A 25,992-nucleotide genomic window follows, 5' to 3' on the forward strand; every position below is an offset into this window, starting at 1 on the left:
GGTGCCCCGTCCGGTCACCGGCCTCATCCTGCCACCCCGGACACCGATCCGGCGGACACTTGAGGAGTGGCGCGATGCGTTCGCCCGCGAGCGAGAACGGAGCGAGGTGAGGTCATGAAGGACGTCGTCACCGTCGGAGTGGACGGGACGCCCGAGGCATCGGCCGCCGTCCTCTGGGCGGCGCGGGAGGCCGAGCTGCGGCGGGCGCGGCTGCGGTTGCTGCACGCCTGGGTGCTGCTCGCCCCGGAGCCGGTGCCCGGGCCGGCCGGGGAGGCGGACCAGAACTACTGGGCGCACCGGATGGTGCGCGACGCCCACGAGGCGGTCCGGGCCCGCCATCCGGACCTGCCGGTGGACGAGGCCCTGGTCCCCGAGGACCCCCTGGCGGCTCTCAAGGACGCCGCCGGCCGGTCCGACCTTCTGGTGCTGGGCTCCCGGGACGTGGGCGCGATGGCCCGTTACGTCCTGGGCGAGGTCGGGCTCCAGGTGGTGGCGCACACCGACACGCCCATGGTGCTCGTCCGGGCCGCACAGGACCCCGGGGCGCAACCGCCGGATGCCCCGGTGATGGTCGGGCTGGGCCTGCACGAGCCGTGCGAGGCGCTGCTGGCGTTCGCGTTCGAGAGCGCCGCCCGCCGGGGCGTCACGCTGCGCGCGGTGCACGGCCGGCATCTGCCCTCGTACGCGTACAACCGGGGCGGTGGGGTGGAGCCGGTCGCCGCGGAGCAGGCGGCCCGGGACGCCCGGCGGGAACTGGAGGCGGCGCTCGGGCCGTGGCGGGAGAAGTTCCCGGAGGTGCCGGTGGACGCCCGGGTGGAGATGCAGAGCCCGGCGCAGGCGCTGCTGCGGGACACCGCCGGCGTGGCGCTGCTGGCCGTGGGCCGCCGGCACAAGCTGCGGTTCCCGGCGCCGCGGATCGGCCACATCGTCCAGGCGGCGGTGCACCACGCGCCGTGCCCGGTGGCGGTGGTGCCGCACGAGTGAGCCGGTCCGCGGTGCCCGGCGGGCGTGCGCGCGCCGTCTTCGGCGGGTTGCTCCGACAATGGGGGTACGGGCCGGTCGGACGGCGCGGCCCGCAGGACACCGCGGAGGTGTGTCATGGCAAGGACCGCCGAGTGGCCCGTCCGGCTCTTTCTCACCGAGGAGGACGGGACGACCAGCGCGCGGGTGGAGCTGGACACCGGAACCCAGTCGCTGACCGGGCACGGACGGGCCCGGTGCAACCCCGAGGACCAGGACGTACCGGTGATCGGGGACGAACTGGCCGCCGGGCGGGCGATGAAGGACCTGGCCGGGCAGCTGATCCGGCTGGCGGACCACGATCTGGCGGGCGTCGGCGCGGCGCCCCCGGGGCACGAGCGGCGCACCGCCTACGGCTGGACGAGCGAGCTGGCCTAGGGCCCGCGGGAGGGGCCCCGGCCGGGGAAGGAGTCGACCGTGCCGGATGCGACGACGGCCGGTGTGACGACGACCGACCTGTACGAAGTGACCATGGCGCTCTCGTATCTGCGGGAGCGGATGGAGCAGCCGGCCACGTTCAGCTGCTTCGTCCGTGAGCTGCCCCCCGACCGGGGGTTCCTGATCGCCGCCGGGGTGGAGTCGGTGCTCGACTTCCTCTCGCGGTTCCGGATCGGGACGGAGGACATCGAGGTGTTCGCCGAGACGCTGCGGCGGCCGGTCGGGGAGCTGGTGCCGCTGCTCGGCCTGCGCTTCCGGGGCGAGGTGCGGGCGGTGCCCGAGGGCCGGGTGGTGCTGGCCGGTGAGCCGCTGCTGGAGGTCACCGCGCCGCTGCCGCAGGCGCAGTTGGTCGAGACCTTCGTGCTGAACCAGATCAGCCACCAGACGGCCGTCGCCACCAAGTGCGCGCGCTGCGTCCTGGCCGCGCGGGGGCGGGCCGTGGTGGATTTCTCGCTGCGGCGGACGCACGGGGCACAGGCGGGGTACCAGGCGGCCCGGCTGTCGGCGATGGCCGGTTTCGCGGGGACCAGCAACGTGGCGGCGGCGTATGCCGAGCGGCTGCCGGCGGTCGGCACCATGGCGCACTCGTTCGTCGAGGCGTTCGAGGACGAGGAGACGGCGTTCACCGCGTTCGCGCGCACCCACCCCGGGCCGGTGACGTTCCTGGTGGACACCTACGACACCGAGTCCGGCGTGGCGGCGGCGGCCCGGGTGCTGCACGCCCTGGACCGCGCCGAGGGGGCGGCGATCCGGCTGGACAGCGGCGATCTGGGGGCGCTGGCGGTGCGGGCGCGGGCGATGCTGGACCGGGCGGAGCTGCCGCAGGTGCGGATCGTGGCGAGCGGCGGGCTGGACGAGTTCGCGGTGCACGACCTGGTGAGCGCGGGGGCGCCGATCGACGTGTACGCGGTGGGCACCCGGATCGGGGTCAGCGCCGACGCGCCGTTCGTGGATTCGGCGTACAAGCTCGTCGCCTACGACGGGCGGCCGGTGATGAAGCTGTCGTCGTCGAAGGTGACCGCCCCGGGCCGCAAGCAGGTGTTCCGGGGGCGCGGCTGCCGCGATGTGATCGGGCTGGCCGACGAACTGCCGCCCGCGGGAACGGTGCCCCTGCTGGACACACTGATGCGCGACGGGGTGCGCTGTGCGCCGCGTACGCCGCTGGCGGACGCCCGGCAGCGGCTGGCGGCGGATGTCGCGGATCTGCCGGCGGCGGCCCGCGCCATCCGGTCGCCGGTGCCGGCGGCGGCGTCGGTGTCCGCGCCGCTGGCCGCCCTGGCCGAGGACGTCCGGCGGCGGATCGAGCGGGCGGTGCTGGCGCCGTACGGGCACTACGCCTGACGCCCGGCCGCGCCGGGCCGGCCTCAGCCGTGCGGGACCACCGCCACCGGGCAGGCGGCGTGGTGCAGCGCGGCGTGCCCCACCCGGCCGAGTTGGAGCCCGAAGTGGCCGTGCCGGTGCCGGGCCCCGACGACCAGCAGGTCGGCGGCGGCCGAGCGGCGGACCAGCACCTTGTGCGCCGGGCCCTCGACGGTGGTGCGGCGCAGCTGCACCGACGGGTGGTCGACGGCCGCCGGCTCCAGCGCCTCGTCGACCAGTGCGGACGCCTGCTGCTCGTAATGGTGCTCCGGTCCGGCCGGGCGCTCCGCGCGGTCGGCGGTCTCGTACGCGGGGCAGCGCCAGGCGCGGACCGCGTCCAGGACACAGCCGCGGGCCTCCGCCTCGCGGAAGGCGAACTGGACGGCCGGGGATCCCCTGGCGGTGTCGCCGACGCCGAGCAGGACGCGGTCGTGGGTGCCCGCCAGCCCGGCCTTGTCGCCACGGACCACGACGACGGGGTGTGTGGCGCGGGCGGCGACCGAGAGGCTGACCGATCCCAGCAGCAGATCGACGAATTCGCCGCGCCCTTTGGAGCCGAGGACGACGGCCGTGGCGTAGGGGGCCTCGCGCAGCAGGGCGGCGACCGGGTCGTCGGCCAGCACCTGGACGGTGACCTCGACGGCGGGGTTGCGGCGGCCCGCGCGGTCGGCGGCCGATCCGACGATGGCGTCGGCGATGAGCTGCTCGGCGGGGGCTCCCTCGGCGGGTGCCACGCCTTCGTAGCGCTCCCACCGGGAGGCGTACACCAGGCGCAGCGGCAGCCCGTGGAGTGCCGCCTCGTCCACCGCCCAGTCGAGTGCCCGCAGTCCGGATTCCGATCCGTCCACCCCTACGACCAGCGGGAGCTCCATGGTCCCCACCGCCTTCTGTCGCTCGTGCCGCCGCGGTGTGCTCCTGCTGCCACCTTCGCACGGCGGGGCGTCCGGGAGGAGGGCCGCTCGGCTCTCGTTGCGCCCCAGGTGCCGGTCGGCGGCTACCGTGGAGCTGTGGTCTCGGCCACGTGGTGCCGGCCACGGCGGAGGCATGGTGGGCGAGCGGGAGAACGACCGGAGCGGTGCGGCGCGGCGACGGCTGGCGGCCCTGCCGGAGGACCTCCAGGCGCAGCTGGACGCGGTGCACCGCGGCAGCGGTGAGTCGGTGCACCTGCTGCTGGAGGCCGTGCTGTCGGTGGGCCGGGGGCTGGACCTGTCGCAGGTGCTGCGCCGGATCGTCGAGGCGGCGATGCTGGTCGTGGACGCCGAGTACGGCGCGCTGGGCGTGGTCGGGGAGGGCACCCGGCTCTCGCAGTTCCTGCCGGTGGGGGTCGGTGCCGAACAGGAGCGCGCCATCGGCCAGTTGCCAGCCGGGCACGGCATTCTCGGCGAGCTGATCCGGCACCCCAGGCCGCTGCGGCTGGCGGAGATCTCCGCGCACCCCGCGTCGTACGGATTCCCCCCGCACCACCCCGCGATGCACAGCTTCCTGGGGGTGCCGATCCGGGTCGGCGACGAGGTGTTCGGCAATCTCTACCTGACCGAGAAGCGGGGCGGCGGCCCGTTCGGCGCCGAGGACGAGACGGTGCTGTCCGCGTTCGCGGTGGCGGCGGGGGTGGCCATCGAGAACGCCCGGCTCTACGAGGAGGCCCGGTACCGTCAACGGCTGCTGGAGGCGAACGGCGAGATCGTGGCGAGCCTGATGCCGGGGGCGGACGAGATGCATGTGCTGCACCTGATCGTCGGCCATGCGCTGCGGATCCTCGACGCCGACCTCGGTGTCCTGGCGCTGCCGGACGCGCCCGGTGAGCTGCGGATGGTGCTGGCGTCCGGCGTCGACGCCGATGACCACCGGGGGCTGGTGCTGCCCCTGGAGGGCTCGTTCGCCGGGACCGCGTTCGCCGCCGGCAAGCCGCTGATCAGCCTGGACATCGAGCACGACCCGAGGATCACGGCGGGTCCGCCGCGCTGGGCCGGTCTGGGGCCCGCGGTCGCGGTTCCGATGATCACCGGGGAGCGGGTGCGGGGTGTGCTGATGCTGGCCCGGCTGCACGGCGGTGCCCCGTTCACCGAGCCGGAGACGGCGCCGCTGCTGACGTTCGCCGGGCAGGCGGCGCTGGCGATGGAGCTGTCCGAACAGCGGGCCGCCGCCGAGCAGTTGGCGCTGCTGGGGGACCGCGACCGGATCGCCCGCGATCTGCACGATCTGGCCATCCAGCGGCTGTTCGCCACGGGGATGACGCTGCAGAGCGTGGTGCGGTTCGTGGACCATCCGGAGGCGGGCGCGCGACTGCTGCGCGCGGTGGACGACCTGGACGAGACGATCAAGATCATCCGTTCCACCATCTTCGGGCTGCGCGCCCGCGATGCGGGCCGGGCGGGCCACGGGCTGCGGGTGCGCACGGTCACCGCCGTGGAACAGGCCGCCCGCCCGCTGGGCTTTACCCCCGCGCTCCACATGGAGGGCCTGATCGACACCGATGTACCGCCGGAGATCGCCGACCATGTGCCGGCGGTGCTCGGCGAGGCGCTGAGCAACGCCGCACGGCACGCCCGGGCGACCTCGGTGGGCGTCTCGCTGACCGTGCGCGGCGGCACGCTGACCCTGTCGGTCACCGACAACGGCGTGGGCATGCCCCGGGGCGGCCGGCGCAGCGGGCTCGCGAACCTGGCCAAGCGGGCCGAGAGCGTGGGCGGAGAGCTGGTGGTGGAGACGCCGGCGGCCGGCGGGACCCGGGTGGTGTGGCGGGTGCCGCTGCCCACGGGGTGAGCGGCCGGGCCGTGGTCGGAGGCAGCGGGTCAGAGGTAGCGCGGCCGGGTGTCGCCGTCGGCGGGCGGGGCCGCGCGGGTGGCCAGCACGGCGGCCTGGATCCGGCGGGCGACGCCGAGCTTGGCGAGCAGCCGCGAGATGTGGTTCTTGACGGTCTTCTCGGAGAGGTAGAGCCGCTGCCCGATCTGACGGTTCGTCAATCCATCGCCGACCAGGACGAGGATCTCCCGCTCCCGCGGCGACAGGCCGGCCAGCGCGTCCGCCTCCGGCCCGGCGTCGGCGCCCTCGCCCCGCAGGCTGTGCATCAGCCGCGCCGTGGTCGCCGGGTCGAGCATCGAGCGGCCGGACGCGACGGTGCGCACCGCGGCGACCAGGTCCGCCCCCTTGATCTCCTTGAGCACATAGCCGGCCGCCCCCGCCATGATCGCGTCGAGCAGCGCGTCGTCGTCGTCGAACGAGGTGAGCATCAGGCACGCCAGCTCCGGCAGCCGCGCCCGCAGCTCCCGGCAGACGGTGATCCCGTCGCCGTCCGGCAGCCGTACGTCGAGCACCGCGACATCGGGCCGCAGCGCCGGGCCGCGGGCCAGCGCGTGCCCCGCGGTGCCCGCGTCGCCGATCACCTCGATGTCGGGCTCCGCGTCGAGCAGGTCCTGCACACCGCGCCGCACCACTTCGTGGTCGTCGACCAGGAACACCCTGATCGGCCGCTGCGGCGAGAAGACGCCCGCCTCGCTCATCGTTCCTCCACGCTGCCGTACGGAGCCCCGCCGTACCTTTCATCGTGGGCCCGCCCCCGTGGGCCCGCCAGGGCCGAACGGGCACCCGTCCCACGGGAGCCGGCCCGTTCGGCCCCTCTCCCCCGCCGCCACGGTGTGCGACAGTCGGGACGTAGGCCCGCGCGTGGAAGGGGGCCCGCGATGCGTCTCCCGGCATGCCTCCCGCCTTGGCGGCACAACCCGCTCCGACGCCGTGCGGACGTGATCCGGTCCTTGCTGCTGCCGGCCACCGGCGTCCTGATCGCGGTCGCCGCCCCGGCCGCCGGCTGGACCGCCGCGGACGCGGTCGCCACCGCCGCTGCCCACCAGGTCGCCACCCGGCACGGCGTCCCGGCCGTCCTCGTCGAGGACCCGCCGGTCCGTATCGGCACCAGCCCCGCGGAGGGGGCCGGCGTCCCGGTGCACACCACGGTGCGGTGGACGCTGCCCGACGGGACGACGCGCACCGGGGAGACGGCGGTGCCGCCGGCGCTCCACGCCGGGGACCGCACCACCGCCTGGCTCGACGGGCACGGCGCGCTGCTGCGCGATCCGGTCACCCCCGGCGACGCGGTGGCCGGGAGCATCGCGGCCGGCACGGCTGCCGGCTGCGGCACCGCCCTGCTGCTGGCCGGCGCGGAGCGGTGCGGTGCCGCGCTCCTCGACCGCCGCTGCCTGGACCGGTGGGAACGGGAGTGGGCGGCGGTGGACGGGCATCTCGGGCACCCGTCGCCGTGAGGAGCCGGCCCGGCACCCCGTGTCGGATGCCGGGCCGGCAGGTGTCGTGGTGCCATGGAGAGACCACCGTCCCGTCCGTCCGTCGCCATCCAGGTCCTTCCGCATCCACCCGTGACCGTTCGCGTCTGTCCCGTCTTTCCGTGTCCGTCCTTGAAGGGATCGGCTCATGGCCGCCGCGTCGCCCCTGGCAGCGTGTCTGCGCTCGCTGCGGGCCGTGGTCCTCGACACCGACGGAGTGATCACCGACTCCGCCCGGTTGCACGCCGCGGCCTGGCAGGAGGCGTTCGACGCGTGCCTGGCCGCCGCGGGCGGGCAGCGCCCGTTCGACCCGGCGGCCGACTACCTCCGCTATGTCGACGGCAGATCCCGCGAGGACGGCGCCGCCGCGTTCCTAGCCTCCCGCGGCCTGGCGCTGCCGCTCGGCTCCCCCGGCGACCCGCCCGGCACCGGGACCGTCCGGGCGGTCGCGGCCCGCAAGGACGCGTTGTTCACCGCGCTGCTGGACGCCCGGGGCGTCACCGCCTGGCCCGGCACCGTACGGCTGCTGGCGGCGCTGCGCGGCGAGCGGGTGCCGTGTGCCGCCGTCTCCGCGTCCCGCCACGCCACCGAGCTGCTCACCCGCGCGCGGCTGCTGGACGCGTTCGGGGCCGTGGTCGACGGCAACGAAGCCGCACGGCTGGGCCTGCCGGGCAAACCTGACCCCGCGCTCTTCTTGGAGGCCGCCCGGCGCCTGGCCGTCCCCGCCGCGGACACCGCGGTGGTGGAGGACGCACTGGCCGGTGTCGAGGCGGGCCGGCGCGGCGGATTCGGCCTCATCGTCGGCGTCGACCGGACGGGCGGCCGGTACCGCGCGGGCCAGCTGCGCCGGCGCGGCGCCGATGTCGTCGTCAGCGACCCCGGCGACCTGCTGATGCCCGGGACCCGCTGATGCGGGCCGATGCCTGGACCTGGTCGTACGAGGGGTACGACCCCGGCGCCGAGCGGCTGCGCGAAGCCCTGTGCACGCTCGGCAACGGCCGTTTCGCCACCCGCGGCGCCGCCTCCGAGGAGCCCGCCGGCCCCGCGCACTACCCGGGCACCTACGCGGCGGGCTGCTACAACCGCCTCACCTCCACCGTCGCCGGCCGCCCGGTCGAGAACGAGGACCTGGTCAACCTCCCCAACTGGCTGCCGCTGCGCTACCGCATCCGCCCGGCGGACACCCCCGATCCCGGCCCCTGGCTCTCCCCCGACCACCCTCAGCTGACCGGCCACCGCCGCACGCTCGACCTGCGCCGCGGCACCCTCACGCTGCGGTCGGTCTACGAGGACGGCGCCGGGCGGCGGCTGACCGTGACCGAGCGCCGCCTGGTGCACATGGCCGAGCCCCAACTCGCCGCGCAGCGCCTGACGTTCACCGCCGAGGGCTGGTCCGGCGACGTGGAGGTGGCGGCCGGTCTCGACGGCGATGTCCGCAACTCCGGCGTGGACCGCTACCGCGACCTGGCCGACACCCACCTGACCGGCTGGGACACCGGCATCGAGGACGACGACACGCTCCGGCTGCACTGCCGCACCCGCACCTCCGGCATCCGGATCGCACTGGCCGCCCGCATCCGGACCGCACCGCGCCCCCGCGCCTGCCACGCCGACCTCACCCTCCGGTGCGCCCACCGCATCCTGACCGTCCCGCTCCGCCCCGGCGCCACCGCGACCGTCGACAAGACCGTGGCACTGCGCACCTCCCGCGACCGCGGTGTCACCGATCCGCTCGCCGCCGCCCTCGGCACCGTACGGGACGCCCCCGCCGTGCCCCGGCTGCTGGCCTCGCACCACCGCGCCTGGGACCGGCTGTGGCAGCAGGCGCGTCTGGACGTCCCCGAGGAGGCGGGCCGGATCCTGCGGCTGCACCTCTTCCACGTCCTGCAGACCCTCTCCCCGCACACCGCCCGGCTGGACGCCGGGGTGCCCGCCCGCGGTCTGCACGGCGAGGCGTACCGCGGGCACGTCTTCTGGGACGAGCTGTTCGTGCTGCCGTTCCTGAACCTGCACTTCCCGGAGGTCTCCCGGGCGCTGCTCAACTACCGCCACCGGCGGCTGCCGGCCGCCCGCGACGCAGCCCGCGCGGCGGGGCTGGCGGGGGCGATGTACCCGTGGCAGAGCGGCAGCGACGGCCGCGAGGAGACCCAGCGGCTGCACCTCAACCCGCGCTCGGGCCGCTGGCTGCCGGACCACTCCCGGCTCCAGCACCATGTCGGCTCGGCGATCGCGTACAACGTGTGGCAGTACTGGCAGGCCAGCGGCGACACCAAGTTCCTGCACACCAAGGGCGCGGAGATACTGCTGGAGATCGCCCGCTTCTGGGCGGCGAAGTCGGACTGGGACCCGGCGCTGGGCCGCTACCGCATCCGCGGCGTGGTCGGCCCCGACGAGTACCACGACGGCTATCCCGGCGCCGACCGGCCGGGCCTGGACGACAACGCGTACACCAACGTCACCGCGGCCTGGGTGCTGACCCGGGCGCTCGACCTGTGCCGCACCCTGCCCGAGGCCAGCCGGCGGCAGCTCTTCGAGCGGCTGGCGCTCGCCCCCGACGAACGGCAGCGCTGGGACGACATCGCGCACCGGCTCCACGTGCCCTACCACCGCGGCCTCATCAGCCAGTTCGCCGGCTACGGGCAGCTGGCCGAACTCGACTGGGCAGGCTACCGCGAGCGCTACGGCGACATCCGGCGGCTGGACCGGATCCTGGAGGCGGAGGGCGACACCGTCAACCGCTACCAGGCGTCCAAACAGGCCGACGTGCTGATGCTGGGCTACCTCTTCTCCCCGGCGGAGCTCTCCGGCGTCTTCGGGCAGCTCGGCTACCGGCTCGACGACGACATCTGGCGCGCCACCGTCGACCACTACCTCCACCGCACCAGCCACGGCTCGACGCTGAGCGCCCTGGTCCACGCCTGGGTACTGGCCCGGGTACGCCGCGCGGACGCCTGGACGTACTGCGAGGAGGCGCTGACCGGCGATGTCGCCGACGTCCAGGGCGGCACCACCGCGGAGGGCATCCACCTGGGTGCGATGGCCGGCACGCTGGATTTCGTGCAGCGCGGGATGACCGGACTGGAGACCCGCGACCGCGCCCTGTGGCTGGACCCGGCGCCGCTCCCCCAGCTCTCCAAGTTCGGGGTCCGCATCCGCTACCGCCGCCACCGCGACATCGACCTGCGGATCCGCGCCGACCGCGTCACGATCGCCGTCCCGGACTCGGAGCACGCCGCGGTGCAGGTCCGGCTCCGCGGCCGCCCGTTCACCGTCCCGCCGGGAACGGTCCGGCGGCTGGAACTCCCCGGCGGCTGAGGGCCGTCGGCGGGGACGGCGGCGCACCGGACGGCCCCCGGAGCCGGCCCTGCCGTCACCGGTCGCACCCCACCGCCGGGGCCGTCCGCAGCGGCGTCGGCCCCGTGACGTCGAACGCCACGTCCACCACGCCCTCCACCGCACGCACCAGCCGCGCCGCCACCGGGATCGGCGAGGTGTCCCGCACCCGCCCGCTGAGCGTCACCACCCCGTCGGAGACGGTCACCCGCAGATCGCCGTGCGAGACCGCGAAGAGGTGCCCCACGATGTCGCGCCGGATCTCCGCGGCGAGTTCGTCGTCGGACCGGAGGAACACCTGGAGCGGATCGGCCCGGCTGACGATCCCCTGGAGCATCCCCGAGCCGCGTCCACGACCGGCAGCCGCTTGACGGACCGGCGGCGTGACGCCTCCTCATACGGACCCGCGGATGGCACCTTCAGCGTGAACTCCCGCTCCTCCGGGGGCCGGGGCCGTCCGGCCCCCTCCGCGGGCCGCCCGGTTCACCCCTCCGCCGCCGGCACGGCTTCCGCGTCCGGGTCCGCCCCGTGCAGATACTCCTCGGCGATCCGCTTCGGCCCGAACGGCCACTCCCGCTCGTGGCGGGCCCACGCCAGGAACGCCAACGCCCCCGCCGCGACCCAGGCCAGCGACCATTCGATGGGGTGCCGGCCCGGAGCGTTGCGGTCCGCGTACCCGTAGATCACCAGCCAGCCGGCCAGCGCCACGATGCTCGGCAGCGGGTAGAGCCACATCCGGTACGGGCGGCGCAGCGCCGGCTGCCGGCGGCGCAGTACGGTGACCGCGGCGACCTGGGCCAGCGACTGGACGATCACCATGACCGTGGTGAGCAGTTGGATGATCGTCGCCAGATCGGTGTGCCGGCCGAGGAGGAAGCCGGCGGCCATGACGCCGCCCATCGCCAGCAGCCCGAGGACGGGGAAGCGGTGGCGCGGGTGCAGCGTCCCGAACGCCCGGAAGAACACCCGGTCGCGGGCGGCGTCGTAGGGAACCCGCGACCCGCCCAGCAGCCCGGTGAGGACGGAGGTGACGGCGGTGACGAGGATGAGCACGGTGACCGCGTCGGCCGCGGCCGACCCCCAGGTCTTCTCCAGTACGGCGGAGGCGACGGACGAACCGGCGGTGCTGTGCGGGTCCAGCATCTCCCGCCAGTCGACGACCCCGAGGGTGCCGATCTGCAGCAGCAGGTAGATCGCCATGATGCCGAGGATCGAGGAGATGACGGCGCGCGGGAGGGTGCGGCCGGGCTGCCGGATCTCGGCGCCCATATAGGCGGCGGTGTTGTAGCCGAGGTAGTCGTAGATGCCGATGGTGAGCCCGCCCGCGAAGCCGATCCAGAAGTGACTGGCCGTCAGCTCCACGGCGTGCGCGGGATAGGTGAACGCCAGCGCCGGGCTGAAGTGGGTGAACGCGGCGACGATGACGAGGACGACGGAGGCGATCATCACCGCCCACAGCACGACGGTGAGCCGGGCGATCCGCTCCACCCGCCGCCACAGCAGCACCACGATCCCCGCCGTGACCGCCAGCCCCACGGCGTCCCCCTGCCCCTGGCTCATGCCCGGCCACAGGTACCCCAGGTACTGCACGAAGCCGATGACGCCCGTGGACATCCCGAGCGGGATGAACAGCATCGCCGTCCACACGAACAGAAACGGCATCAGCTTCCCGGTCCGGTACTGAAACGCCTCCCGCAGATAGACGTAACTCCCGCCCGCCCCCGGCAGCGACGCACCCAACTCCGCCCACACCAGCCCGTCCGCCAGCGCCAGCACCGCACCCGCGAGAAACCCGATGACGGCCTGCGGCCCCCCGAACGCGGTCACCATCAACGGGATCGTCACGAACGGCCCGATGCCGCACATCTGGCTCATGTTGATGGCCGTGGCCTGGAACAACCCGATCCGACGGACGAACCCCACCCGCTCGTCAAGGAGTTCAGGCATACGCGAAGCCCCTTCCCGTGCCGGCCCACACGCCGGTCCGCGGCCCATTCCACCGCGCCCCAGGCTGGCACGACCGACGCCCCCGCGCACCGGTCCGCACCGCATCGGCCCCGCCGGCCGCCCGCACCTCGGTCACCGCCCGCCGCCGGGCCGCCGGTCACGCCTCCCCGTACGCCTCCCCGCCGAGCTCCAGCCGCGCCGCACCGGCCGTGGCGTCCGCCAGCCAGGCCCGGAAGTCCGCCACGTCCGCCTCCGGCAGGCCGACCTCGATACGCACCTCGGCCCCGTACGCCACCTCGCGCACCGCCCGGCCGGTCGTGCGCAGCTCGTTCTCCACCCGCCCGGCCCGCTGGTGGTCGACGGTCACCGTCACCAGCCGGAACCGCTGCCGGACGACCGTCCCGAGCACGTCCAGCGCCTCGCCGACCACACCCCCGTACGCGCGGATCAGCCCGCCGGCCCCCAGCTTGACCCCGCCGAAGTACCGCGTGACCACGGCGACCACGTAGCGCATCTCGCGTCGCACCAGCATCTGGAGCATCGGCACCCCGGCCGTACCGCCCGGTTCGCCGTCGTCGCTCGCCTTCTGGATGCCGCCGTCCGCACCGAGGACGTATGCGAAGCAGTGGTGCCGGGCCGTCGGGTGCTCCCTGCGGACGCGCGCGATGAAGTCCTGCGCCTCGGCCTCCGTCGCCACCGGCGCCAGCGCGCAGATGAAGCGGGACTTGTTGATCTCGATCTCGTGAACGCCCTCGCGCGCGAGAGTCCGGTACTGCTCCTGCATCCGACCAGCCTAAGCGGGCCCGCCGGCCGTCGGACACCGGCCGGTCCCGGCGGCCCGCGCCGCGCTGCGGTGTCCGCCGTACGGGGGCAGTGCGCACGGCCACCCGGCGTACCCGGGACCTCCGCACGGTGCGTCGGGCAGACGTCCGCGCCGCCCGTGGGCACTGTGACCCAAGGCAACGGGCCCGCGGTTGGGGCCCGCTCGTACCGCAGGAACGGATCGGCGGCTTGGCGGAGGGCTTCATGGACAACAGCACAGAGTCGGCGATGACGGCCGGCGTTCCCGTGACGGGCGACGAGATGCCCGAACCGCCGCCGGAGGTCATCGAGGCGGCCCGCAACGCGCCCGACCACTGGCTGGCCATGGTGGATCTGACCTGGTCGGGCGAGGGTGCACCACCCCTGTGGGCGCTGATCGGGCAGTGGCGCTCGGGACCCACCGGCGAGATCGAGGAGTGGCGGAACAACCCGGAGTACCGCCCCTCACCGCAGATGCTGGACTGGTCCGACCCCACCGACCCGGTCGACCGCGCGCTCCAGCTGGCGGCCACCGGCTACGGCCCGGCCCGGGACCTCTGCGACGAGCTGGCGCGCGCCGAGGTGTCCGTACTGGTGACCTCCACCGGCACCCCGCTCGCCGCGGCCTCCCCCGAGGGCACTCCGGTGATCCCCGTCTACACGTCCGCGGCCTATCTCGAATCCGTGGGCCGGCTCCTCTACGACCGCCGGCCGGTCGCCGAGCTCGTCGAGCAGCTGCCGCCGGGCCACGCCCTCTATCTCAACCCGACCGGCCCGGTGAGCATGCTCGTGGAGACCGAGCAGCTGCGCACGGCGCTCGCCGAATCCGGGGCCGCCGGCACCGCGGAGACCGCCGCCGGAACCCGCGAGCCGTCCGCCACCGCGCCCCTGCGCCCGGGGACCGGTTCGGCGGCCGCCGAGCCGGTGACCGGCGGCCGGGCGATCGGCAAGCCCGCCCGCTCGGCGGGCAGCACCGTCGTCGGCGCCTGACCACCCGGCAGCGGGAGGCCGGCCGCACGCCCCGGCCTCCCCCATCCGAACCCGCCCCGCCCGTCTTCCCCTTCGGGCGGGGCGTCTTGCTGCCGGAGCCCGGCCGCCGGGCCCGTCTCACGCTTCCCACGCCACCCGTGCACGCGTCGCGTAGCGCTGTGGACCGTGCGCCAACGACTCCGCGGGGGTCTGCCGGACACCCTGGGCACGCAAGCCCGAGGCTCCGGCAACCCGCAGGAGGACCAACATGATCAGCAAGCGCGCCGCTCTCAACGCCGCTGCCGCATGCCTCGGCATCTCGGCCCTGGTGACACCGGCAGCCCACGCCGACCAACACGCCACGGTGACCCCGCACGACGGCCACGCCACGCTGACGCCGTTCGAAAACCACACCACTCTGACACCGCGTGAAAACCACCAGACGCCGACGCCGCACGACAGCCATGCCGGCCGACGGCGCTCCTCTCCGACCACCGCACCGCCAACTACCGGACGTGGCCTGCACCGCCGAGGTGCGGGCCACTTTTGTCGGACCACAGAACGCGGCCCGGTATCGCACCCCACAACGGCAACGCCGATGTGCTGGAGTTCATCAAGAGTTGCGGCACGAAGGGCCGCGACGGAGGCCGGGGCCGGCCCCGTGGCACCGTTGCGCAGCCGACCCCCTCCACCGCACCGGAGTCCGGTGATCTCGGTCACTCATGCCACCCGCACGGTCCGGCGCGGGAATCGGCGGAGCCGACCGCCCGTTGTGCCGCTGGAGGACCACGGACCAGAGGGCCACGGACCGCAGGAGGCAGACATGTACGGCGACCAGGCGACCATCCGCAGAATCCTCACCGAGCTCGGAGACACCTGGGCCGTCGTCGGACTGTCCGCCAACCAGCAGCGCGCCGCATACGGCGTCGCGGAGGTGCTGCAGCGCTACGGCAAGCGCATCGTCCCCGTGCATCCACGAGCCGAGACCGTGCACGGGGAAGTGGGGTATCCGTCCCTGGAAGCCGTTCCCTTCGAGATCGACGTCGTCGACACCTTCGTGCGCAGCGAACTCGCCGGAGCCGTCGCCGACCAGGCCGTCGCCGTCGGTGCCAAGGCGGTCTGGTTCCAGCTCGGTGTGGTCGACGAGCGCGCCTGGGACCGGGTGCGCGACGCGGGGCTGGACATGGTCATGGACCGGTGTCCGGCGATTGAGATACCCCGTTTGGGCTGAGCGCCGGGTGGGTTAGCGTCCGTGCATGATCATGCCGCGTGCCGCCCGCCCCGAGGACGCCGCCGAGCTCGTCCGGCTCCGCCGTCTGATGTTCCATGCCATGAACGGCCGTGACGAGCCCGGGAGTTGGGAGGCCGATGCGGAGGCGATGGCGCGTCGGCAGCTGGCCGGTCCCGATGCTCCGCTGGGGGCGTTCGTGGTGGACGGGGACGGCGGCGGGGCCGGTGCGCCGCATCTTGCGGCCTGTGCGGTCGGCCGCATCGAGGAGCGGCTGCCCGCACCGGGCCACCCCTCCGGTCGCTTCGGCTTCGTCTTCAACGTCTGTACGGATCCCCGCTATCGGGGCCGTGGCCATGCGCGCGCCACGACCGAGGCGCTGCTGGCGTGGTTCGCGGACCGGGGCGTCAGCCGCGTCGACCTCCATGCCACCGACGACGCCGAACCGCTCTACCGCAGCCTGGGTTTCACCGAGCACTCCACGGCGCTCTCCCTGGACCTGCGCTCCCGCGTGCGCGCCGGCTGAGCGGCCCCGCCCGTCCAGCGGGCGAGCGGCCCGGACGTGCGCGGCCGGGCCCGCCGGCCGGTACGGCGCGTCAGGCGACGCCGAGCCCCTCCAGCACGGTGGCGCCCGGGAGTTCGGCCAGCGCCTTGCCCGGCACGATGAGCTTGCCGCGGCGGCGGCCGCTGCCGATCAGCGCGTACGGGGCATCGGCCACCGCGGCGTCCACGAGCAGCGGCCAGGAAGCGGGCAGCCCGATCGGGGTGATCCCGCCGTACTCCATCCCGCTGTCGCCGACCGCGGTGTCCATCGGGGCGAACGACGCCTTGCGGGCGCCCAGATGGCGGCGCACCACGCCGTTGACGTCGACGCGGGTGGTGGAGAGCACGAGGCAGGCGGCCAGGGTGACCTCGCCGCCGCGCTTGCCGGCCACCACCACGCAGTTCGCCGACTGCTCCAGGAGCCAGCGGCCGTAGCGGTCGACGAGGGGTTCGGTGTCGGCGATGGCCGGGTCCGTGTCGACGTAGCGGAGTTCCCGGACGGGTACCGAGCCGCGCCAGTCGCGGATCGCCGCGGCCACCGGGCCGGTCAGCAGGTCCAGGCACTCGGCGGCGGGCCGGACATCGTCGAAGGCATCCATCGGCACGGGCATGCACGTCAAGCTAACAGGCGCCGCGGTGCCGGTGTCGGCCCGTCTCACGGTGCGATCACGGACCGGCCGGAACGGACCGGTCAGAGCGGGATGATCACCGACATGGTCATCTCCACCGGCTCCTCGCCGTCGTTGCGGTAGACGTGCGGGACCTTGGCCTCGAAGGTCGCCGAGGCGCCGGCGGCCACCGCGTGCTCGGCGCCGTCCACGACCAGCGTGAGGGTGCCGGCCCGGACGTGCAGCAGCTCGACGGTGCCCGGCGGATGCGGATCGGAGACGCTCTCGTCGCCGGGCATCAGCCGCCAGTCCCACATCTCGAAGGGGCCCGGCGCCTCGCCGCCCACCAGGAGCGAGGTGTGGCTCCCGGCCTCGGTGGACCACATGCGGACCGCCTCGCCCGGTGCCACGATCCGTACCTGCGGGCCCTGTTCGTAGTCGAGGAGCGTGGTGATGCTGACGCCGAGCGCGTCGGCGATCTTGACGGTGGTCCCCACGCTCGGGTTCGTACGGGCCTGCTCGATCTGGATGATCATGCCGCGGCTCACTCCGGCGCGGGCCGCGAGCGCGTCGAGGGTGTAGCCGCGTTCGGTGCGCCAGCGTTTGAGGTTGCGGGCGAGCGACTGCGTGAGCTGGTCGAGATCCGTCACGGTCCGTCCAAGTCGAAGTTCAATATATTTGATTCCGCAGTTCACTTCATTGCACTACGGTGTGGTGTACTTCAGCGTCCAGCTCACTGTACTGCGAGGTTCCAGCATGACGGCCGCCTTCGCCCTGGCCACCAGCCTCCTCTGGGGGCTCGCCGACTTCGGCGGCGGACTGCTCACCCGACGTTTCCACGCACTTACCGTCGTGGTGGTCTCGCAGACGCTCGCCGCCGTGGTGCTGGGCGGCATCGTGCTGGCCACCGGCGGCTGGCGGGAGGCCGGACCGCAGCTGTGGTTCGCGGTCGCGGCCGGTGTCGTCGGCCCGGTGTCGATGCTCTGCTTCTACCGCGCACTGGCCCTCGGCCCGATGGGCGTGGTCTCCCCGCTCGGCTCGCTCGGCACCGTCCTCGTACCGCTCGGCGTCGGCATCCTCGCGGGCGAACGGCCGGGACTCCTCCAGGCCACCGGTATGGCCGTCGCGGTGGCGGGCGTCCTGCTGGCGGGCGGGCCGCGGCTCGGCGGCGCGTCCGTGGCCCGCCAGACGCTCGTGCTCACGCTGATATCGGCGCTCGGCTTCGGCGCGGTGATGGCCCTGATCGCGCAGGCGTCCACGACCGTCACCGGGCTCTTCCTCGCGCTGTTCGTCCAGCGGGTGTGCAATATGGCGGTCGGCGGCACGGCGCTCTACGTCACCGTCCGGCGCGGTACCCCGGCACTGCCCGCCGAGGGCTTCGCCGCCGTCCGCCGTACGCTCCCCGCACTCGCCTTCGTCGGGATCGCCGACGTCGCCGCCAACGGCACCTACGCCGTCGCCGCCCAGCACGGCCCGGTCACGATGGCGGCGGTGCTCGCCTCCCTCTACCCGGTGGTCACCGCACTCGCCGCGCTCGGCGTCCTCAAGGAGCGGATGCGCGCGGTACAGACCGCCGGCGCCTCACTCGCCCTGGTCGGCTCGATCCTGCTCGCCGCGCACAGCTGACGCGACGGGCCGTCAGCCGCCGGGCGCCCCCTGGCGCGCCGGTTCGGCCGCCTCCCCCTGCTCCCAGTCCCCCAGCGCGCGCAGCTGCTCCGGCGTGACGCCCTCCGGGATCGGTACCGGCGCCGGTGTCCGCAGCGGCGGCTGCCAGCCGTCCCGCGGATCCCAGCTGCGCACGACCTTCGCGGGCGCCCCGGCCACCACCGCGTGGTCGGGGACCTCGCCGCGTACGACGGAGCCCGCCGCGACCACCACGTTCCTGCCCAGCCGCGCGCCGGGCAGGATCACCGCCCCGGTACCGATCCAGCTGCCGGGGCCGATGGCGACCGGATCGGTGCGCGGCCACTGCTTGCCCACCGGCACCTCGGGATCGTCGTAACTGTGGTTGGTCGTGGTGACGTACACCCCTGGACCGAAGAAGCAGTCGTCGCCGATCGTCAGCCGGACATCCGCGATCACATGGCTGCCGCGCCCGAGCACCACACCGTTGCCCAGCGTCAGGATCGGCTCCGGCCCGAGGTCCAGGTCCGGCATCATGCCCGCGGTCAGCGTCACGTCCTGGGCGATGATGCAGTAGTCGCCGATCTCGATCCAGGGGTCACCGAAGACCGTGCCCTGCGGATAGGCGAGCCGGGTTCCGGTGCCGATCCGACGGAAGCGGTAGGGGCCGGGGCGCTCGGCGCTGACGGCCGCTGCCTCGCGCACCCAGCGCGCGCCCCGGTGGACGGCGCGCGACAGGGCCCGGCGCCGCCAGGCCGCAAGGGACGAGAACACGTTCTGGTCTATCGGCACCCGCACACCGTACTCAGCGCGCCCCGCGACCGGCCGCGCAGCGGGCTGTGATCTTCGCCCCACCGGCCACCGCCCCCGGCAACGGCGGCGACCGTCGTCTACGGTGCTGGTGGCGCGGCACCGAACTGGCGAGGAGACCGCAGATGGCAGGACGGGCACTGATCTCACCGGTGGGCGACGACCGGCCGGACATCGACCCCGGGGCGTACACCGCCCCCACCTCGGTCGTCGTCGGTGACGTCACCCTGGCCGCCGGCGCCAGCGTCTGGTACCACGCCGTGCTGCGCGGCGACTGCGGCCCCATCGTCCTCGGCGCCGACAGCAACATCCAGGACAACTGCACGGTGCACGTGGACCCGGGCTTCCCGGTGACCGTGGGCGAGCGGGTCTCCGTCGGCCACAACGCCGTGCTGCACGGCTGCACCGTCGAGGACGACGTCCTGGTCGGCATGGGCGCCACGGTGCTCAACGGCGCGCACATCGGCGCGGGTTCCCTGATCGCCGCCCAGGCCCTGGTCCCCCAGGGCATGCGGGTGCCGCCCGGCTCCCTGGTCGCCGGCGTCCCCGCCAAGGTCAGGCGCGAACTGACCGCGGAGGAACGGGAGACCATCAAGCTGAACGCCGCCATGTACCTCGAACTCGCCGCCCGGCACCGCGCGTCGGTGCCGGAGACCGGGGACTCCGGGAGCTGACGGCGGCGACCGCGCACCGCACGGTGCGGCCCGGTCGGGGCCGCACCCGGCGCGACGCGCGGCCGCCCCGGGCGGCCTTCAGCCGCGCCGGGCGTACTGCGCGGCGCTCAGCGCGGAGGACAGCAACTCCGCGTCGAAGAGCGAGGCATCGGCGAGCCGGTGGGCGTTCGCGTACGCGTTCATCATGAGCTTGGCGGTCCGCAGCGCCGAGGGGGAACGGCGGACGAGGGGCTTGGTCCAGCGCGCGATGGCGCCGTCCAGCTCCTCTTCGGCGACGACCGTGTGCAGGATGGACAGTTCCCTGGCGGTCGCCGCGTCGAAGTTGCTCGCGGTGAGGATCAGTTCGCGGATCCGGGCGGCTCCGGCCTCGTTCATGAGGCGGGGCAGCACCCCACCCCAGGCCGGCGCCACTCCGACGGCGAGTTCCGGCAGCCGGAAGCGGCACGTGTCCGCGCCGGCTCTCAGGTCGCAGAAGACCGCGAGCGCGACCCCCGCCCCGATCACTCCACCGTGCAGGCGGGCGATGGTCACCGCACCTGTGGTGGAGAGCGCCTCGCACACCCGCCGGGCCTTGTTCCCCAGGACCCGCAGGCCCGTCCCGGCCGGGTCGTCGGCCAGCGACTCCGCGAACTCCTGCCGGTCGGCCCCCAGGCAGAAGTCCGCCCCCGCGCCGGAAAGGACCACCGCGCGTATACCGGGGTCGTCCTGCACCGCGCCCAGCACGGTCAGCAGGTCGTCGAGCAACGGTTCCGACAGGGCGTTGCCGGTCTCCGGGCTGTTCAACCGGACCGTGAGCACGGCGTCTTCGCGCTGGACGACGAGGGTCTTGAAGTGTTCGATCATGTGTCTCTTCCTATCTCACCGCGGGATCAGGAGAGCACGACCGGGAAGTTCAACTGACGCCGGAAGGCCACCCTCGGGGCCCACTCCGGCGCACGCGCGGGACGCAGGCCCGGAAAGCGTCTGAGCACGGCATCGAGCAGGGTGGCCGCCTCCATGCGGGCCAGTGCGGCGCCGAGGCAGTAGTGGATGCCGCTGCTGAAGCTCAAGTGGGTGGCCCGGCGGCGGACATCAAAGAGGTGCGGGTCCAGGTGGTGCGCCGGGTCGTGATTGGCCACGCCGACCATGCAGTGCACCATCTGGTCCCTGCCGACCGGGACTCCTGCCAGCACCATGTCCTCGGCCGCCACCCTGCTCACCACGTGCGTCGGGGAGTCGTACCGCAGTACCTCCTCGACAGCCCCGGAGACACCCTGCGGGTTGGCGCGCAGCCACCCCATCTGCCGGGGGTGCGCCGTGACCAGCCACACCGCGGTGGAAAGGAGGGTGGAGGTGGTCTCCAGTGCCGCGAGCACCACGAAGAGCGCGAGCCGGTACACGGCCTCGTCGGCCTTTTCCCGGTCCGGCTCAAGGTCGTCCCACGTTCTGATCCACTCGGACACGGGATCGTTCCCCGGCACCCTGCGGCGCTCCCGCACCAGGCCCGTGAAATAGTCGCGCAGTTTTCCGGTCGCGGTGTCGGAAAGGGCAAGTTGACTCGCCGAGGGCAGGAGTTCCTGCGCGAATACCTGATCGTGGGTGAGCGAACGAAGCAAGGAGAAATCGCCGGTCGGCAGCCCGAGCCATTCCCCTATCGTCACCACCGGAAGTTCTTCGCTGACGAGGGCACCGAAATCCGCCTCGCCGTCCCGCAACCTTTCCTCCAGCCGGTCGAGAAGTTCCTCCGTGGCGCTTTCAACGGTGTTCTGGATAGGGGCCAGAGAACCGGGGGCGAACATTCTGCCAAAGGACCGGCGGACCCGGGTGTGGTGCGGCGGATTGAGTCCCGGGAGCGTACTGGCCATTTGCTGAGAGGACGACGCCGTCCAGCGGGTCGCCGCGCCCTGACGGACCCGCCAGGCACCATCCGGCACAAGCCAGGACTTACCCCTGAGTACGCGGTCGCACAGGCCGTAGGAGTTGATGAGGAACCCGCCCCACGGCGCCGGAACGACATCTCCCATCGACCGGAGTTCCGCATAGTACGGAAGAGGGTTGGCCTGCCCGTCCGGGGTGCGCAGACGGGAGAAGAGCCGTACCACAGAACGCCGATCGACAGCGGGGGCCGTTGGCAGAACAGCTATGCCGGGTTCCACTGCGTAACTCCTTCGTTCAATACGCAGAGACCGAATGACCAGCCCTGACTACCCACGTATTTGAACGTTTACGCACCGCAGCGCAGGTAAGTGTGTCGTAAAGATCACACCTTCCACCAGGAGAGGAACGAACTCCACCACCTGCCCTTTTGTGCCCCACTCTGCCCCTGCACCGGACCACTGGTGGCGGTTTGCCCGCCCATTACGGAGCCGTCGGAAGGGCGGCGTTCGGGCCTTACGGGAGTAAAGCGCGCGGGCAGCACTTCGAGCGCACGGTGGAACGGTCCCGGCCGCCAGTTGAGACTCTCCGGCGGCAAAGCGAGTTCAATATCCGGGAGGGTGTTGAGCAACTTTTCGATGGCCAGATTGGAAACGAGCGTGGCCGGGTCCTTCGCAGGGCAGGCGTGCGGCCCCGCACCCCAGGCCAGGTGCGCCCGCTTACTGAGCAGCTGACGCCCCGTCGAGAGGCTCGGGTCGGTGTTGGCGGCGGCGAAGCTGATGACGACGGGATCTCCCGCGGACAGCCGGGTACCGGCCAGTTCCACGTCGCGGACCGGGTAGTGCACGCCGTAGTTGGCGATCGGCGCGCTGTTCCACAGCACGTCGTTGATGGCGTCGTCCACCAGCAGCCCGGCGGAGTTGTGGTCCCCCGCATACTTCTCGTCGGTCAGGAGCACGAGCAGAGAGCTGGTGATGATGTTCTGCGTGGGCTCGGTGCCGGCCGCGATGAGCGTCACGAGCTGGTGGATCATCTCCTCGTCGGAGAGTCCGGACGGGTGCTGCATCAGCCAGCTGGTCACGTCCTCCCCCGGGGACCGCCGCTTGAGAGCCACCAGCTCCATCAGGGCCTCGGTCAGGACCTCGTTCGCCTTCTCGGCATCGATTCCATCGAAAATGCCCGAAATGCCGAAAACGAGGCGGTCGCCTATCTCGGCGGGGCAGCCGAAGAGGTCGTTGAACACCAGCAGTGGCAGCAGCTGGGCGTAGTCGGCGACGAGATCCGTCCGGCCGCGACTGCTGAACTGGCTGATGAGGTAGGCGCCGACGCGATTGACATGGCGGCTCAGCCGGTGCGTGTCCACCCTGGCCAGGCTCGCGGTCACCGACTGACGCAGCCTCATATGCTCGGCGCCGTCGGAGAACAGGGCGTTCGGCCGGTGCATCATCATCGGCAACACCGGGCTGTCCAGGGGCACCCGGCCCTCGTTGAGCGCCTTCCACCGGCGCGAGTCGCGCGCGAACGTGTCCGGGTTCTGGAGCACCTGAAGCGCCGTCGCGTAGTCCGTGACGAGGTCCGCCTCGACGCCGGGGGCGAGTTCGACCGGTGCGACCGGGCCGTGCTGCCGCAGGCGCTCGTAGACCGCCTGCGGCGCGGCGGCGAATTCCGGGCCGTGCAGGGACTCCCGCATGCCGTCGGCATGCGCTGGGCAACCCGGTGGCGGAGTCTGGAATTCCGAATGAGATTGCATGCCTGAACTCCTAGTTGAGGCGGGACTGTAGGTAACGGACAAGCGTGATCAGGGAATCCGCCGATGAACGCTCGTCACGTGCATCACAATTGACAACAGGCGTCTCCGGGAGCAGGTCCAGCGCCTCCCGGATCTCGTCGAAGGAATGCTCCGGAGTCCCGTCGAAGCGGTTCACGGCGATGGCGTACGGGATTCCGTAGTGTTCCACCAGGTCCATGACAGGAAACGACTCTTCGAGCCGCTGCGGGTCGACCAGGACGAGTGCCCCCAGCGCCCCGCGCGTCATGTCCTCCCACACCTGAACGAACCGCTGCTGACCCGGCGTTCCGAACAGGTACAGGACCAGCCTCTCGCTGAGCGTGAGCCGGCCGAAGTCCATGGCGACCGTTGTCGTCGTCTTGCCGGGCGCACCCCGCAGATCGTCAATTCCCGCGCTTGCCTGCGTCATTACCTCTTCGGTACGCAGCGGCGGAATCTCCGACATCGTGCCGATGAACGTCGTCTTCCCGACGGCGAAGTGCCCGACCACCAGGATCTTCGCCGCGGTCTGCACCGAATTGCGCAGGTACACGCCGTCATCCAAAGCGAGCCTGGAGCCCATTCAGCACCTCCTCAAGGATTTGCCGGTCGACAAGCTGAGCGCTGGGGATGGGGGCGCGTGCATAGAGATGGCCCTCCTCGGTGAGATCGGACACCAGAATCTTGACGATCCCCACCGGCAGACCGGTGTGCCCGGCTATCTCGGCGATCGACAGAAAACCCCCGGCGCACAGCTCCAGCACGCGCTGCTTCTCCGGGTCGAGCGGTTTGGTCCGGGGCGGTTCCTGAGCGACGGTGACCAGGGTCAGCAGCGAGAATGCGCTGTCGTCCACGAGGTCGCGACCGTTGGTGATGACGTACGGCCGTACTAATTCCGCTGCTTCGTGTACCAGCTCCGGCTCGTCATCGGTGGTCATGGTTGAATGTTGGCCCTCTCACGAGGTGGGCTGGTCAGCGCCTTGCCGAGCTGCCCGACCAACTGCTGCATACGGAACGTGATTTCCGCCATGTCGACGTCGGGCGATGCCGAGACCGCGAGATAGGCACCTTCACCGGCCGAAATCAGGAAGACCCAGCCGTGGTCGAACTCCACCAGCGTCTGGCGCCACTGCGGCCTCGTGTTCGGACCCGTGGCGCTGCAGAAATCGGCGACCGTACGGCTCAGCGACTGCATACCGCTCATCGCGGCGGCAACGGTATCGGCGTGGTCCCGGCCGACATCCTTGGAACGGGCCATCAGCAGCCCGTCGGCCGACACGAGAATGGCATGCTGCGCTTCGGGCAATTCCAGAGCACTGTCAAGCATCCACGACAGATCGTAGTTCACTGAACCTCATGCCCTTCACTGCTTGCATTGGTGGAACGGCGGCCCGATTGCGTACCGCGCTGGAATGCGCCCATGACGGACGCGGTCCGCGCGCTGTCGCGAGCCGGTGTGGGGGTGCCTTCGTCTTCCGTCGGCACGATGGATATGGCACCGCGTCGGCGGCGCTTCGGCAGACCGCCCGCGGTGGTCTCCGGAACGGTCGGACGGTCGGCGTCCGCTCCGCCGAAGTCGGGGGGGCCGGGCGCCCGGTGGCGCGGTCCCGGCTCCGCGGCAGCCTGCGGACCAGGAGGGTTCTCGGGCGGCAGCGGGGTGGATGCGGCCACGGCAGGCCCCTCCTCGGGTTCGTGCAAGGACGTGAGGAGCTCGTCGGGGAGCAGGACGACCGCGCGCACGCCCCCGTAGGGCGAGGTGGAGTCCACCGATACCGTGAAGCCGTAGCGGGCGGCGAGCACACCGATGACGGTGAATCCGAACTGCGGCGGATTGCCGAGGCTGGAGACGCTCGCGGAATTCCCGCCGGACAGCAACTGGCCGGCCCGCGCCTTCTCTTCCTCGTTCATGCCGACACCGGCGTCATCGACGATGATGCAGACGCCCTTGGGCACCGGGCGGATGTTGATCTCGATGATCGTTTCCGGTGCGGAATAACTGGTGGCGTTGTCCAGCAGCTCGGCGAGTACCAGCGCCACCGGTTCGACGGCGCGGTTCACGATGGCGAAATTACTCTGCGATCGGATCTCGACGCGAGTGAAGTGGCGAATACGACCCTTCGCGCTGCGGACGACGTCGTAGAGCGACGCGTCGTTGCGGCGCCGGCCGAGCCAGCCGTCACAGAGCACGGCGATGGACTGGGCCCGTCGGGCGAACTGCGAATTCATGTGGTCGATGTCCAGCAGGTCCTGCAGGATCTTCTGCTCGCCGTACGTCTCCTGGAGTTTGGAGATCGCCAACTGCTGCTCGCTCGCCAGTCCCTGCAGGGTCCGCATGGCGGCCTTCAGGGTGTTCTTGGTGGATTCCTCGGCGCGGTCCTTGGCCTCTTCGACGGCCTCCGCATAGTGGTCTTCGAGATTGGCGTAGTGCTGCTTTAGCTCAACCTTTTCCCTACTGAGTTCCTTGATCTTCTTGCGGCCGCGAACAATCGCGGTAGCGGCGACAGGGGTACCAGCGATCAAACCCCAGAGCGCTGGATCCTGGAAGTATTGCGTCATAGGACTCTCTTCGGACGACGAGGCCACCAGGTGTCGTGTGCCCGGCAGCAGGCGCATCTTCACGCGCGGTCTCAGACATAGCTGAACGGCCGCGCACGGTCGCCGGCCAGAAAGCCTTTGCAGGCCCGGCTAATGGCATAGTTCTCCCCGGGGGTGGCGATTCTCTCAGGCCAATGCGCGGAATTTC

27 protein-coding genes are annotated in these 25,992 nt (G+C 72.5%); 12 read left to right on the top strand and 15 right to left on the bottom strand.

Annotated features, from left to right (window positions below; genetic code table 11):
* Positions 1–114: 114 nt before the first annotated feature.
* The 3 genes from GR130_RS25090 to GR130_RS25100 all read left to right on the top strand — a co-directional run bounded on the left by GR130_RS25090 (position 115) and on the right by GR130_RS25100 (position 2,799).
* Positions 115–984, top strand: a complete 870-nt coding sequence (locus GR130_RS25090; protein ID WP_159506810.1) for a universal stress protein — start codon at positions 115–117, stop codon at positions 982–984.
* Positions 985–1,098: 114 nt separating this feature from the next.
* Positions 1,099–1,398: a DUF1876 domain-containing protein gene (locus tag GR130_RS25095; RefSeq protein WP_159506811.1), complete on the top strand. Its 300-nt coding sequence runs from the start codon at positions 1,099–1,101 to the stop codon at positions 1,396–1,398.
* Between the two features lie 39 nt (positions 1,399–1,437).
* Positions 1,438–2,799 carry a nicotinate phosphoribosyltransferase gene (locus GR130_RS25100; protein ID WP_159506812.1) on the top strand — a complete coding sequence of 454 codons (1,362 nt, stop codon included), beginning with the start codon at positions 1,438–1,440 and terminating at the stop codon, positions 2,797–2,799.
* 23 nt (positions 2,800–2,822) lie between these two features.
* On the opposite strand, the gene GR130_RS25105 is transcribed toward GR130_RS25100, so the two are convergent.
* Positions 2,823–3,689, bottom strand: coding sequence for a universal stress protein (locus GR130_RS25105; protein WP_159506813.1), 867 nt, complete (start codon positions 3,687–3,689; stop codon positions 2,823–2,825).
* Positions 3,690–3,861: 172 nt separating this feature from the next.
* Here GR130_RS25105 and GR130_RS25110 point away from each other — a divergent pair, with 172 nt between their 5' ends.
* Complete coding sequence (locus GR130_RS25110) at positions 3,862–5,580, top strand: sensor histidine kinase (RefSeq protein ID WP_159506814.1); 1,719 nt, start codon at positions 3,862–3,864, stop codon at positions 5,578–5,580.
* 29 nt (positions 5,581–5,609) lie between these two features.
* Here GR130_RS25110 and GR130_RS25115 read toward each other — a convergent pair whose 3' ends face one another.
* Positions 5,610–6,317 (bottom strand): response regulator, encoded by a 708-nt coding sequence (locus tag GR130_RS25115; protein WP_159506815.1) that lies wholly within the window; start codon positions 6,315–6,317, stop codon positions 5,610–5,612.
* 180 nt (positions 6,318–6,497) lie between these two features.
* On the opposite strand from GR130_RS25115, the gene GR130_RS25120 reads away from it, so the two are divergent.
* From GR130_RS25120 to GR130_RS25130, 3 genes are all read left to right on the top strand, one after another.
* Positions 6,498–7,073 carry an Rv1733c family protein gene (locus tag GR130_RS25120; RefSeq protein WP_443043655.1) on the top strand — a complete coding sequence of 192 codons (576 nt, stop codon included), beginning with the start codon at positions 6,498–6,500 and terminating at the stop codon, positions 7,071–7,073.
* A 166-nt stretch (positions 7,074–7,239) separates the two neighbouring features.
* Complete coding sequence (locus GR130_RS25125; RefSeq protein ID WP_159506817.1) at positions 7,240–8,001, top strand: HAD family hydrolase; 762 nt, start codon at positions 7,240–7,242, stop codon at positions 7,999–8,001.
* Positions 8,001–10,406 carry a glycoside hydrolase family 65 protein gene (locus tag GR130_RS25130; RefSeq protein ID WP_159506818.1) on the top strand — a complete coding sequence of 802 codons (2,406 nt, stop codon included), beginning with the start codon at positions 8,001–8,003 and terminating at the stop codon, positions 10,404–10,406. Before GR130_RS25125 ends, GR130_RS25130 begins: the two co-directional genes overlap by 1 nt.
* A gap of 55 nt (positions 10,407–10,461) precedes the next feature.
* Here GR130_RS25130 and GR130_RS25135 read toward each other — a convergent pair whose 3' ends face one another.
* From GR130_RS25135 to GR130_RS25145, 3 genes are all read right to left on the bottom strand, one after another.
* Positions 10,462–10,761 (bottom strand): BON domain-containing protein, encoded by a 300-nt coding sequence (locus GR130_RS25135; protein ID WP_159506819.1) that lies wholly within the window; start codon positions 10,759–10,761, stop codon positions 10,462–10,464.
* Positions 10,762–10,907: 146 nt separating this feature from the next.
* Complete coding sequence (locus tag GR130_RS25140; protein WP_159506820.1) at positions 10,908–12,371, bottom strand: APC family permease; 1,464 nt, start codon at positions 12,369–12,371, stop codon at positions 10,908–10,910.
* A 157-nt stretch (positions 12,372–12,528) separates the two neighbouring features.
* Positions 12,529–13,155: a YigZ family protein gene (locus tag GR130_RS25145; protein ID WP_159506821.1), complete on the bottom strand. Its 627-nt coding sequence runs from the start codon at positions 13,153–13,155 to the stop codon at positions 12,529–12,531.
* Between the two features lie 242 nt (positions 13,156–13,397).
* On the opposite strand from GR130_RS25145, the gene GR130_RS25150 reads away from it, so the two are divergent.
* From GR130_RS25150 to GR130_RS25160, 3 genes are all read left to right on the top strand, one after another.
* Positions 13,398–14,162 carry a type VII secretion system-associated protein gene (locus tag GR130_RS25150; RefSeq protein ID WP_159506822.1) on the top strand — a complete coding sequence of 255 codons (765 nt, stop codon included), beginning with the start codon at positions 13,398–13,400 and terminating at the stop codon, positions 14,160–14,162.
* Positions 14,163–14,964: 802 nt separating this feature from the next.
* Positions 14,965–15,372 carry a CoA-binding protein gene (locus tag GR130_RS25155; protein ID WP_159506823.1) on the top strand — a complete coding sequence of 136 codons (408 nt, stop codon included), beginning with the start codon at positions 14,965–14,967 and terminating at the stop codon, positions 15,370–15,372.
* Positions 15,373–15,397: 25 nt separating this feature from the next.
* A complete protein-coding gene (locus GR130_RS25160; RefSeq protein ID WP_159506824.1) occupies positions 15,398–15,895 on the top strand; it encodes a GNAT family N-acetyltransferase in 498 nt (165 codons plus the stop codon).
* Between the two features lie 70 nt (positions 15,896–15,965).
* On the opposite strand, the gene GR130_RS25165 is transcribed toward GR130_RS25160, so the two are convergent.
* Both GR130_RS25165 and GR130_RS25170 read right to left on the bottom strand, forming a co-directional pair.
* Positions 15,966–16,523, bottom strand: coding sequence for a YbaK/EbsC family protein (locus tag GR130_RS25165; RefSeq protein ID WP_159506825.1), 558 nt, complete (start codon positions 16,521–16,523; stop codon positions 15,966–15,968).
* A gap of 80 nt (positions 16,524–16,603) precedes the next feature.
* Positions 16,604–17,170 (bottom strand): helix-turn-helix domain-containing protein, encoded by a 567-nt coding sequence (locus GR130_RS25170; RefSeq protein WP_159506826.1) that lies wholly within the window; start codon positions 17,168–17,170, stop codon positions 16,604–16,606.
* Positions 17,171–17,276: 106 nt separating this feature from the next.
* On the opposite strand from GR130_RS25170, the gene GR130_RS25175 reads away from it, so the two are divergent.
* Positions 17,277–18,146 (top strand): DMT family transporter, encoded by an 870-nt coding sequence (locus GR130_RS25175; RefSeq protein ID WP_159506827.1) that lies wholly within the window; start codon positions 17,277–17,279, stop codon positions 18,144–18,146.
* 12 nt (positions 18,147–18,158) lie between these two features.
* Here GR130_RS25175 and GR130_RS25180 read toward each other — a convergent pair whose 3' ends face one another.
* Positions 18,159–18,941 (bottom strand): acyltransferase, encoded by a 783-nt coding sequence (locus tag GR130_RS25180; RefSeq protein ID WP_201304988.1) that lies wholly within the window; start codon positions 18,939–18,941, stop codon positions 18,159–18,161.
* A gap of 137 nt (positions 18,942–19,078) precedes the next feature.
* Between GR130_RS25180 and GR130_RS25185 the strand changes: the two genes are divergently transcribed.
* A complete protein-coding gene (locus tag GR130_RS25185; protein WP_159506829.1) occupies positions 19,079–19,627 on the top strand; it encodes a gamma carbonic anhydrase family protein in 549 nt (182 codons plus the stop codon).
* Positions 19,628–19,705: 78 nt separating this feature from the next.
* Here GR130_RS25185 and GR130_RS25190 read toward each other — a convergent pair whose 3' ends face one another.
* The 7 genes from GR130_RS25190 to GR130_RS25220 form a co-directional block, all read right to left on the bottom strand.
* Positions 19,706–20,470, bottom strand: coding sequence for an enoyl-CoA hydratase/isomerase family protein (locus GR130_RS25190; RefSeq protein ID WP_159506830.1), 765 nt, complete (start codon positions 20,468–20,470; stop codon positions 19,706–19,708).
* 26 nt (positions 20,471–20,496) lie between these two features.
* On the bottom strand, positions 20,497–21,762 hold the full coding sequence (locus GR130_RS25195) for a cytochrome P450 (protein ID WP_236573440.1): 1,266 nt from the start codon (positions 21,760–21,762) through the stop codon (positions 20,497–20,499).
* 104 nt (positions 21,763–21,866) lie between these two features.
* Positions 21,867–23,231: a cytochrome P450 gene (locus GR130_RS25200; RefSeq protein WP_159510197.1), complete on the bottom strand. Its 1,365-nt coding sequence runs from the start codon at positions 23,229–23,231 to the stop codon at positions 21,867–21,869.
* A 10-nt stretch (positions 23,232–23,241) separates the two neighbouring features.
* Positions 23,242–23,832 (bottom strand): GTP-binding protein, encoded by a 591-nt coding sequence (locus tag GR130_RS25205; protein WP_159506831.1) that lies wholly within the window; start codon positions 23,830–23,832, stop codon positions 23,242–23,244.
* Complete coding sequence (locus tag GR130_RS25210) at positions 23,807–24,187, bottom strand: DUF742 domain-containing protein (protein ID WP_159506832.1); 381 nt, start codon at positions 24,185–24,187, stop codon at positions 23,807–23,809. The genes GR130_RS25205 and GR130_RS25210 overlap by 26 nt, the downstream gene beginning before the upstream one ends.
* Positions 24,184–24,597, bottom strand: coding sequence for a roadblock/LC7 domain-containing protein (locus GR130_RS25215; RefSeq protein WP_159506833.1), 414 nt, complete (start codon positions 24,595–24,597; stop codon positions 24,184–24,186). Before GR130_RS25215 ends, GR130_RS25210 begins: the two co-directional genes overlap by 4 nt.
* Positions 24,594–25,805, bottom strand: coding sequence for an ATP-binding protein (locus tag GR130_RS25220; protein WP_159506834.1), 1,212 nt, complete (start codon positions 25,803–25,805; stop codon positions 24,594–24,596). The genes GR130_RS25215 and GR130_RS25220 overlap by 4 nt, the downstream gene beginning before the upstream one ends.
* Between the last annotated feature and the right edge of the window lie 187 nt (positions 25,806–25,992).

The organism is Streptomyces sp. GS7 (genome assembly GCF_009834125.1).
Lineage (GTDB): Bacteria > Actinomycetota > Actinomycetes > Streptomycetales > Streptomycetaceae > Streptomyces.

What these genes read in the sequence shown, in the direction of transcription:
- GR130_RS25090 (WP_159506810.1), top strand. Translation starts at nt 115, where the DNA reads ATGAAGGACGTCGTCACCGTCGGAGTGGACGGGACGCCCGAGGCATCG.
- GR130_RS25095 (WP_159506811.1), top strand. Translation starts at nt 1,099, where the DNA reads ATGGCAAGGACCGCCGAGTGGCCCGTCCGGCTCTTTCTCACCGAGGAG.
- GR130_RS25105 (WP_159506813.1), bottom strand. Translation starts at nt 3,689, where the DNA reads ATGGAGCTCCCGCTGGTCGTAGGGGTGGACGGATCGGAATCCGGACTG.
- GR130_RS25110 (WP_159506814.1), top strand. Translation starts at nt 3,862, where the DNA reads ATGGTGGGCGAGCGGGAGAACGACCGGAGCGGTGCGGCGCGGCGACGG.
- GR130_RS25115 (WP_159506815.1), bottom strand. Translation starts at nt 6,317, where the DNA reads ATGAGCGAGGCGGGCGTCTTCTCGCCGCAGCGGCCGATCAGGGTGTTC.
- GR130_RS25120 (WP_443043655.1), top strand. Translation starts at nt 6,498, where the DNA reads ATGCGTCTCCCGGCATGCCTCCCGCCTTGGCGGCACAACCCGCTCCGA.
- GR130_RS25125 (WP_159506817.1), top strand. Translation starts at nt 7,240, where the DNA reads ATGGCCGCCGCGTCGCCCCTGGCAGCGTGTCTGCGCTCGCTGCGGGCC.
- GR130_RS25130 (WP_159506818.1), top strand. Translation starts at nt 8,001, where the DNA reads ATGCGGGCCGATGCCTGGACCTGGTCGTACGAGGGGTACGACCCCGGC.
- GR130_RS25135 (WP_159506819.1), bottom strand. Translation starts at nt 10,761, where the DNA reads ATGCTCCAGGGGATCGTCAGCCGGGCCGATCCGCTCCAGGTGTTCCTC.
- GR130_RS25140 (WP_159506820.1), bottom strand. Translation starts at nt 12,371, where the DNA reads ATGCCTGAACTCCTTGACGAGCGGGTGGGGTTCGTCCGTCGGATCGGG.
- GR130_RS25145 (WP_159506821.1), bottom strand. Translation starts at nt 13,155, where the DNA reads ATGCAGGAGCAGTACCGGACTCTCGCGCGCGAGGGCGTTCACGAGATC.
- GR130_RS25150 (WP_159506822.1), top strand. Translation starts at nt 13,398, where the DNA reads ATGGACAACAGCACAGAGTCGGCGATGACGGCCGGCGTTCCCGTGACG.
- GR130_RS25155 (WP_159506823.1), top strand. Translation starts at nt 14,965, where the DNA reads ATGTACGGCGACCAGGCGACCATCCGCAGAATCCTCACCGAGCTCGGA.
- GR130_RS25160 (WP_159506824.1), top strand. Translation starts at nt 15,398, where the DNA reads ATGATCATGCCGCGTGCCGCCCGCCCCGAGGACGCCGCCGAGCTCGTC.
- GR130_RS25165 (WP_159506825.1), bottom strand. Translation starts at nt 16,523, where the DNA reads ATGCCCGTGCCGATGGATGCCTTCGACGATGTCCGGCCCGCCGCCGAG.
- GR130_RS25175 (WP_159506827.1), top strand. Translation starts at nt 17,277, where the DNA reads ATGACGGCCGCCTTCGCCCTGGCCACCAGCCTCCTCTGGGGGCTCGCC.
- GR130_RS25185 (WP_159506829.1), top strand. Translation starts at nt 19,079, where the DNA reads ATGGCAGGACGGGCACTGATCTCACCGGTGGGCGACGACCGGCCGGAC.
- GR130_RS25190 (WP_159506830.1), bottom strand. Translation starts at nt 20,470, where the DNA reads ATGATCGAACACTTCAAGACCCTCGTCGTCCAGCGCGAAGACGCCGTG.
- GR130_RS25200 (WP_159510197.1), bottom strand. Translation starts at nt 23,231, where the DNA reads ATGCAATCTCATTCGGAATTCCAGACTCCGCCACCGGGTTGCCCAGCG.
- GR130_RS25205 (WP_159506831.1), bottom strand. Translation starts at nt 23,832, where the DNA reads ATGGGCTCCAGGCTCGCTTTGGATGACGGCGTGTACCTGCGCAATTCG.
- GR130_RS25210 (WP_159506832.1), bottom strand. Translation starts at nt 24,187, where the DNA reads ATGACCACCGATGACGAGCCGGAGCTGGTACACGAAGCAGCGGAATTA.
- GR130_RS25220 (WP_159506834.1), bottom strand. Translation starts at nt 25,805, where the DNA reads ATGACGCAATACTTCCAGGATCCAGCGCTCTGGGGTTTGATCGCTGGT.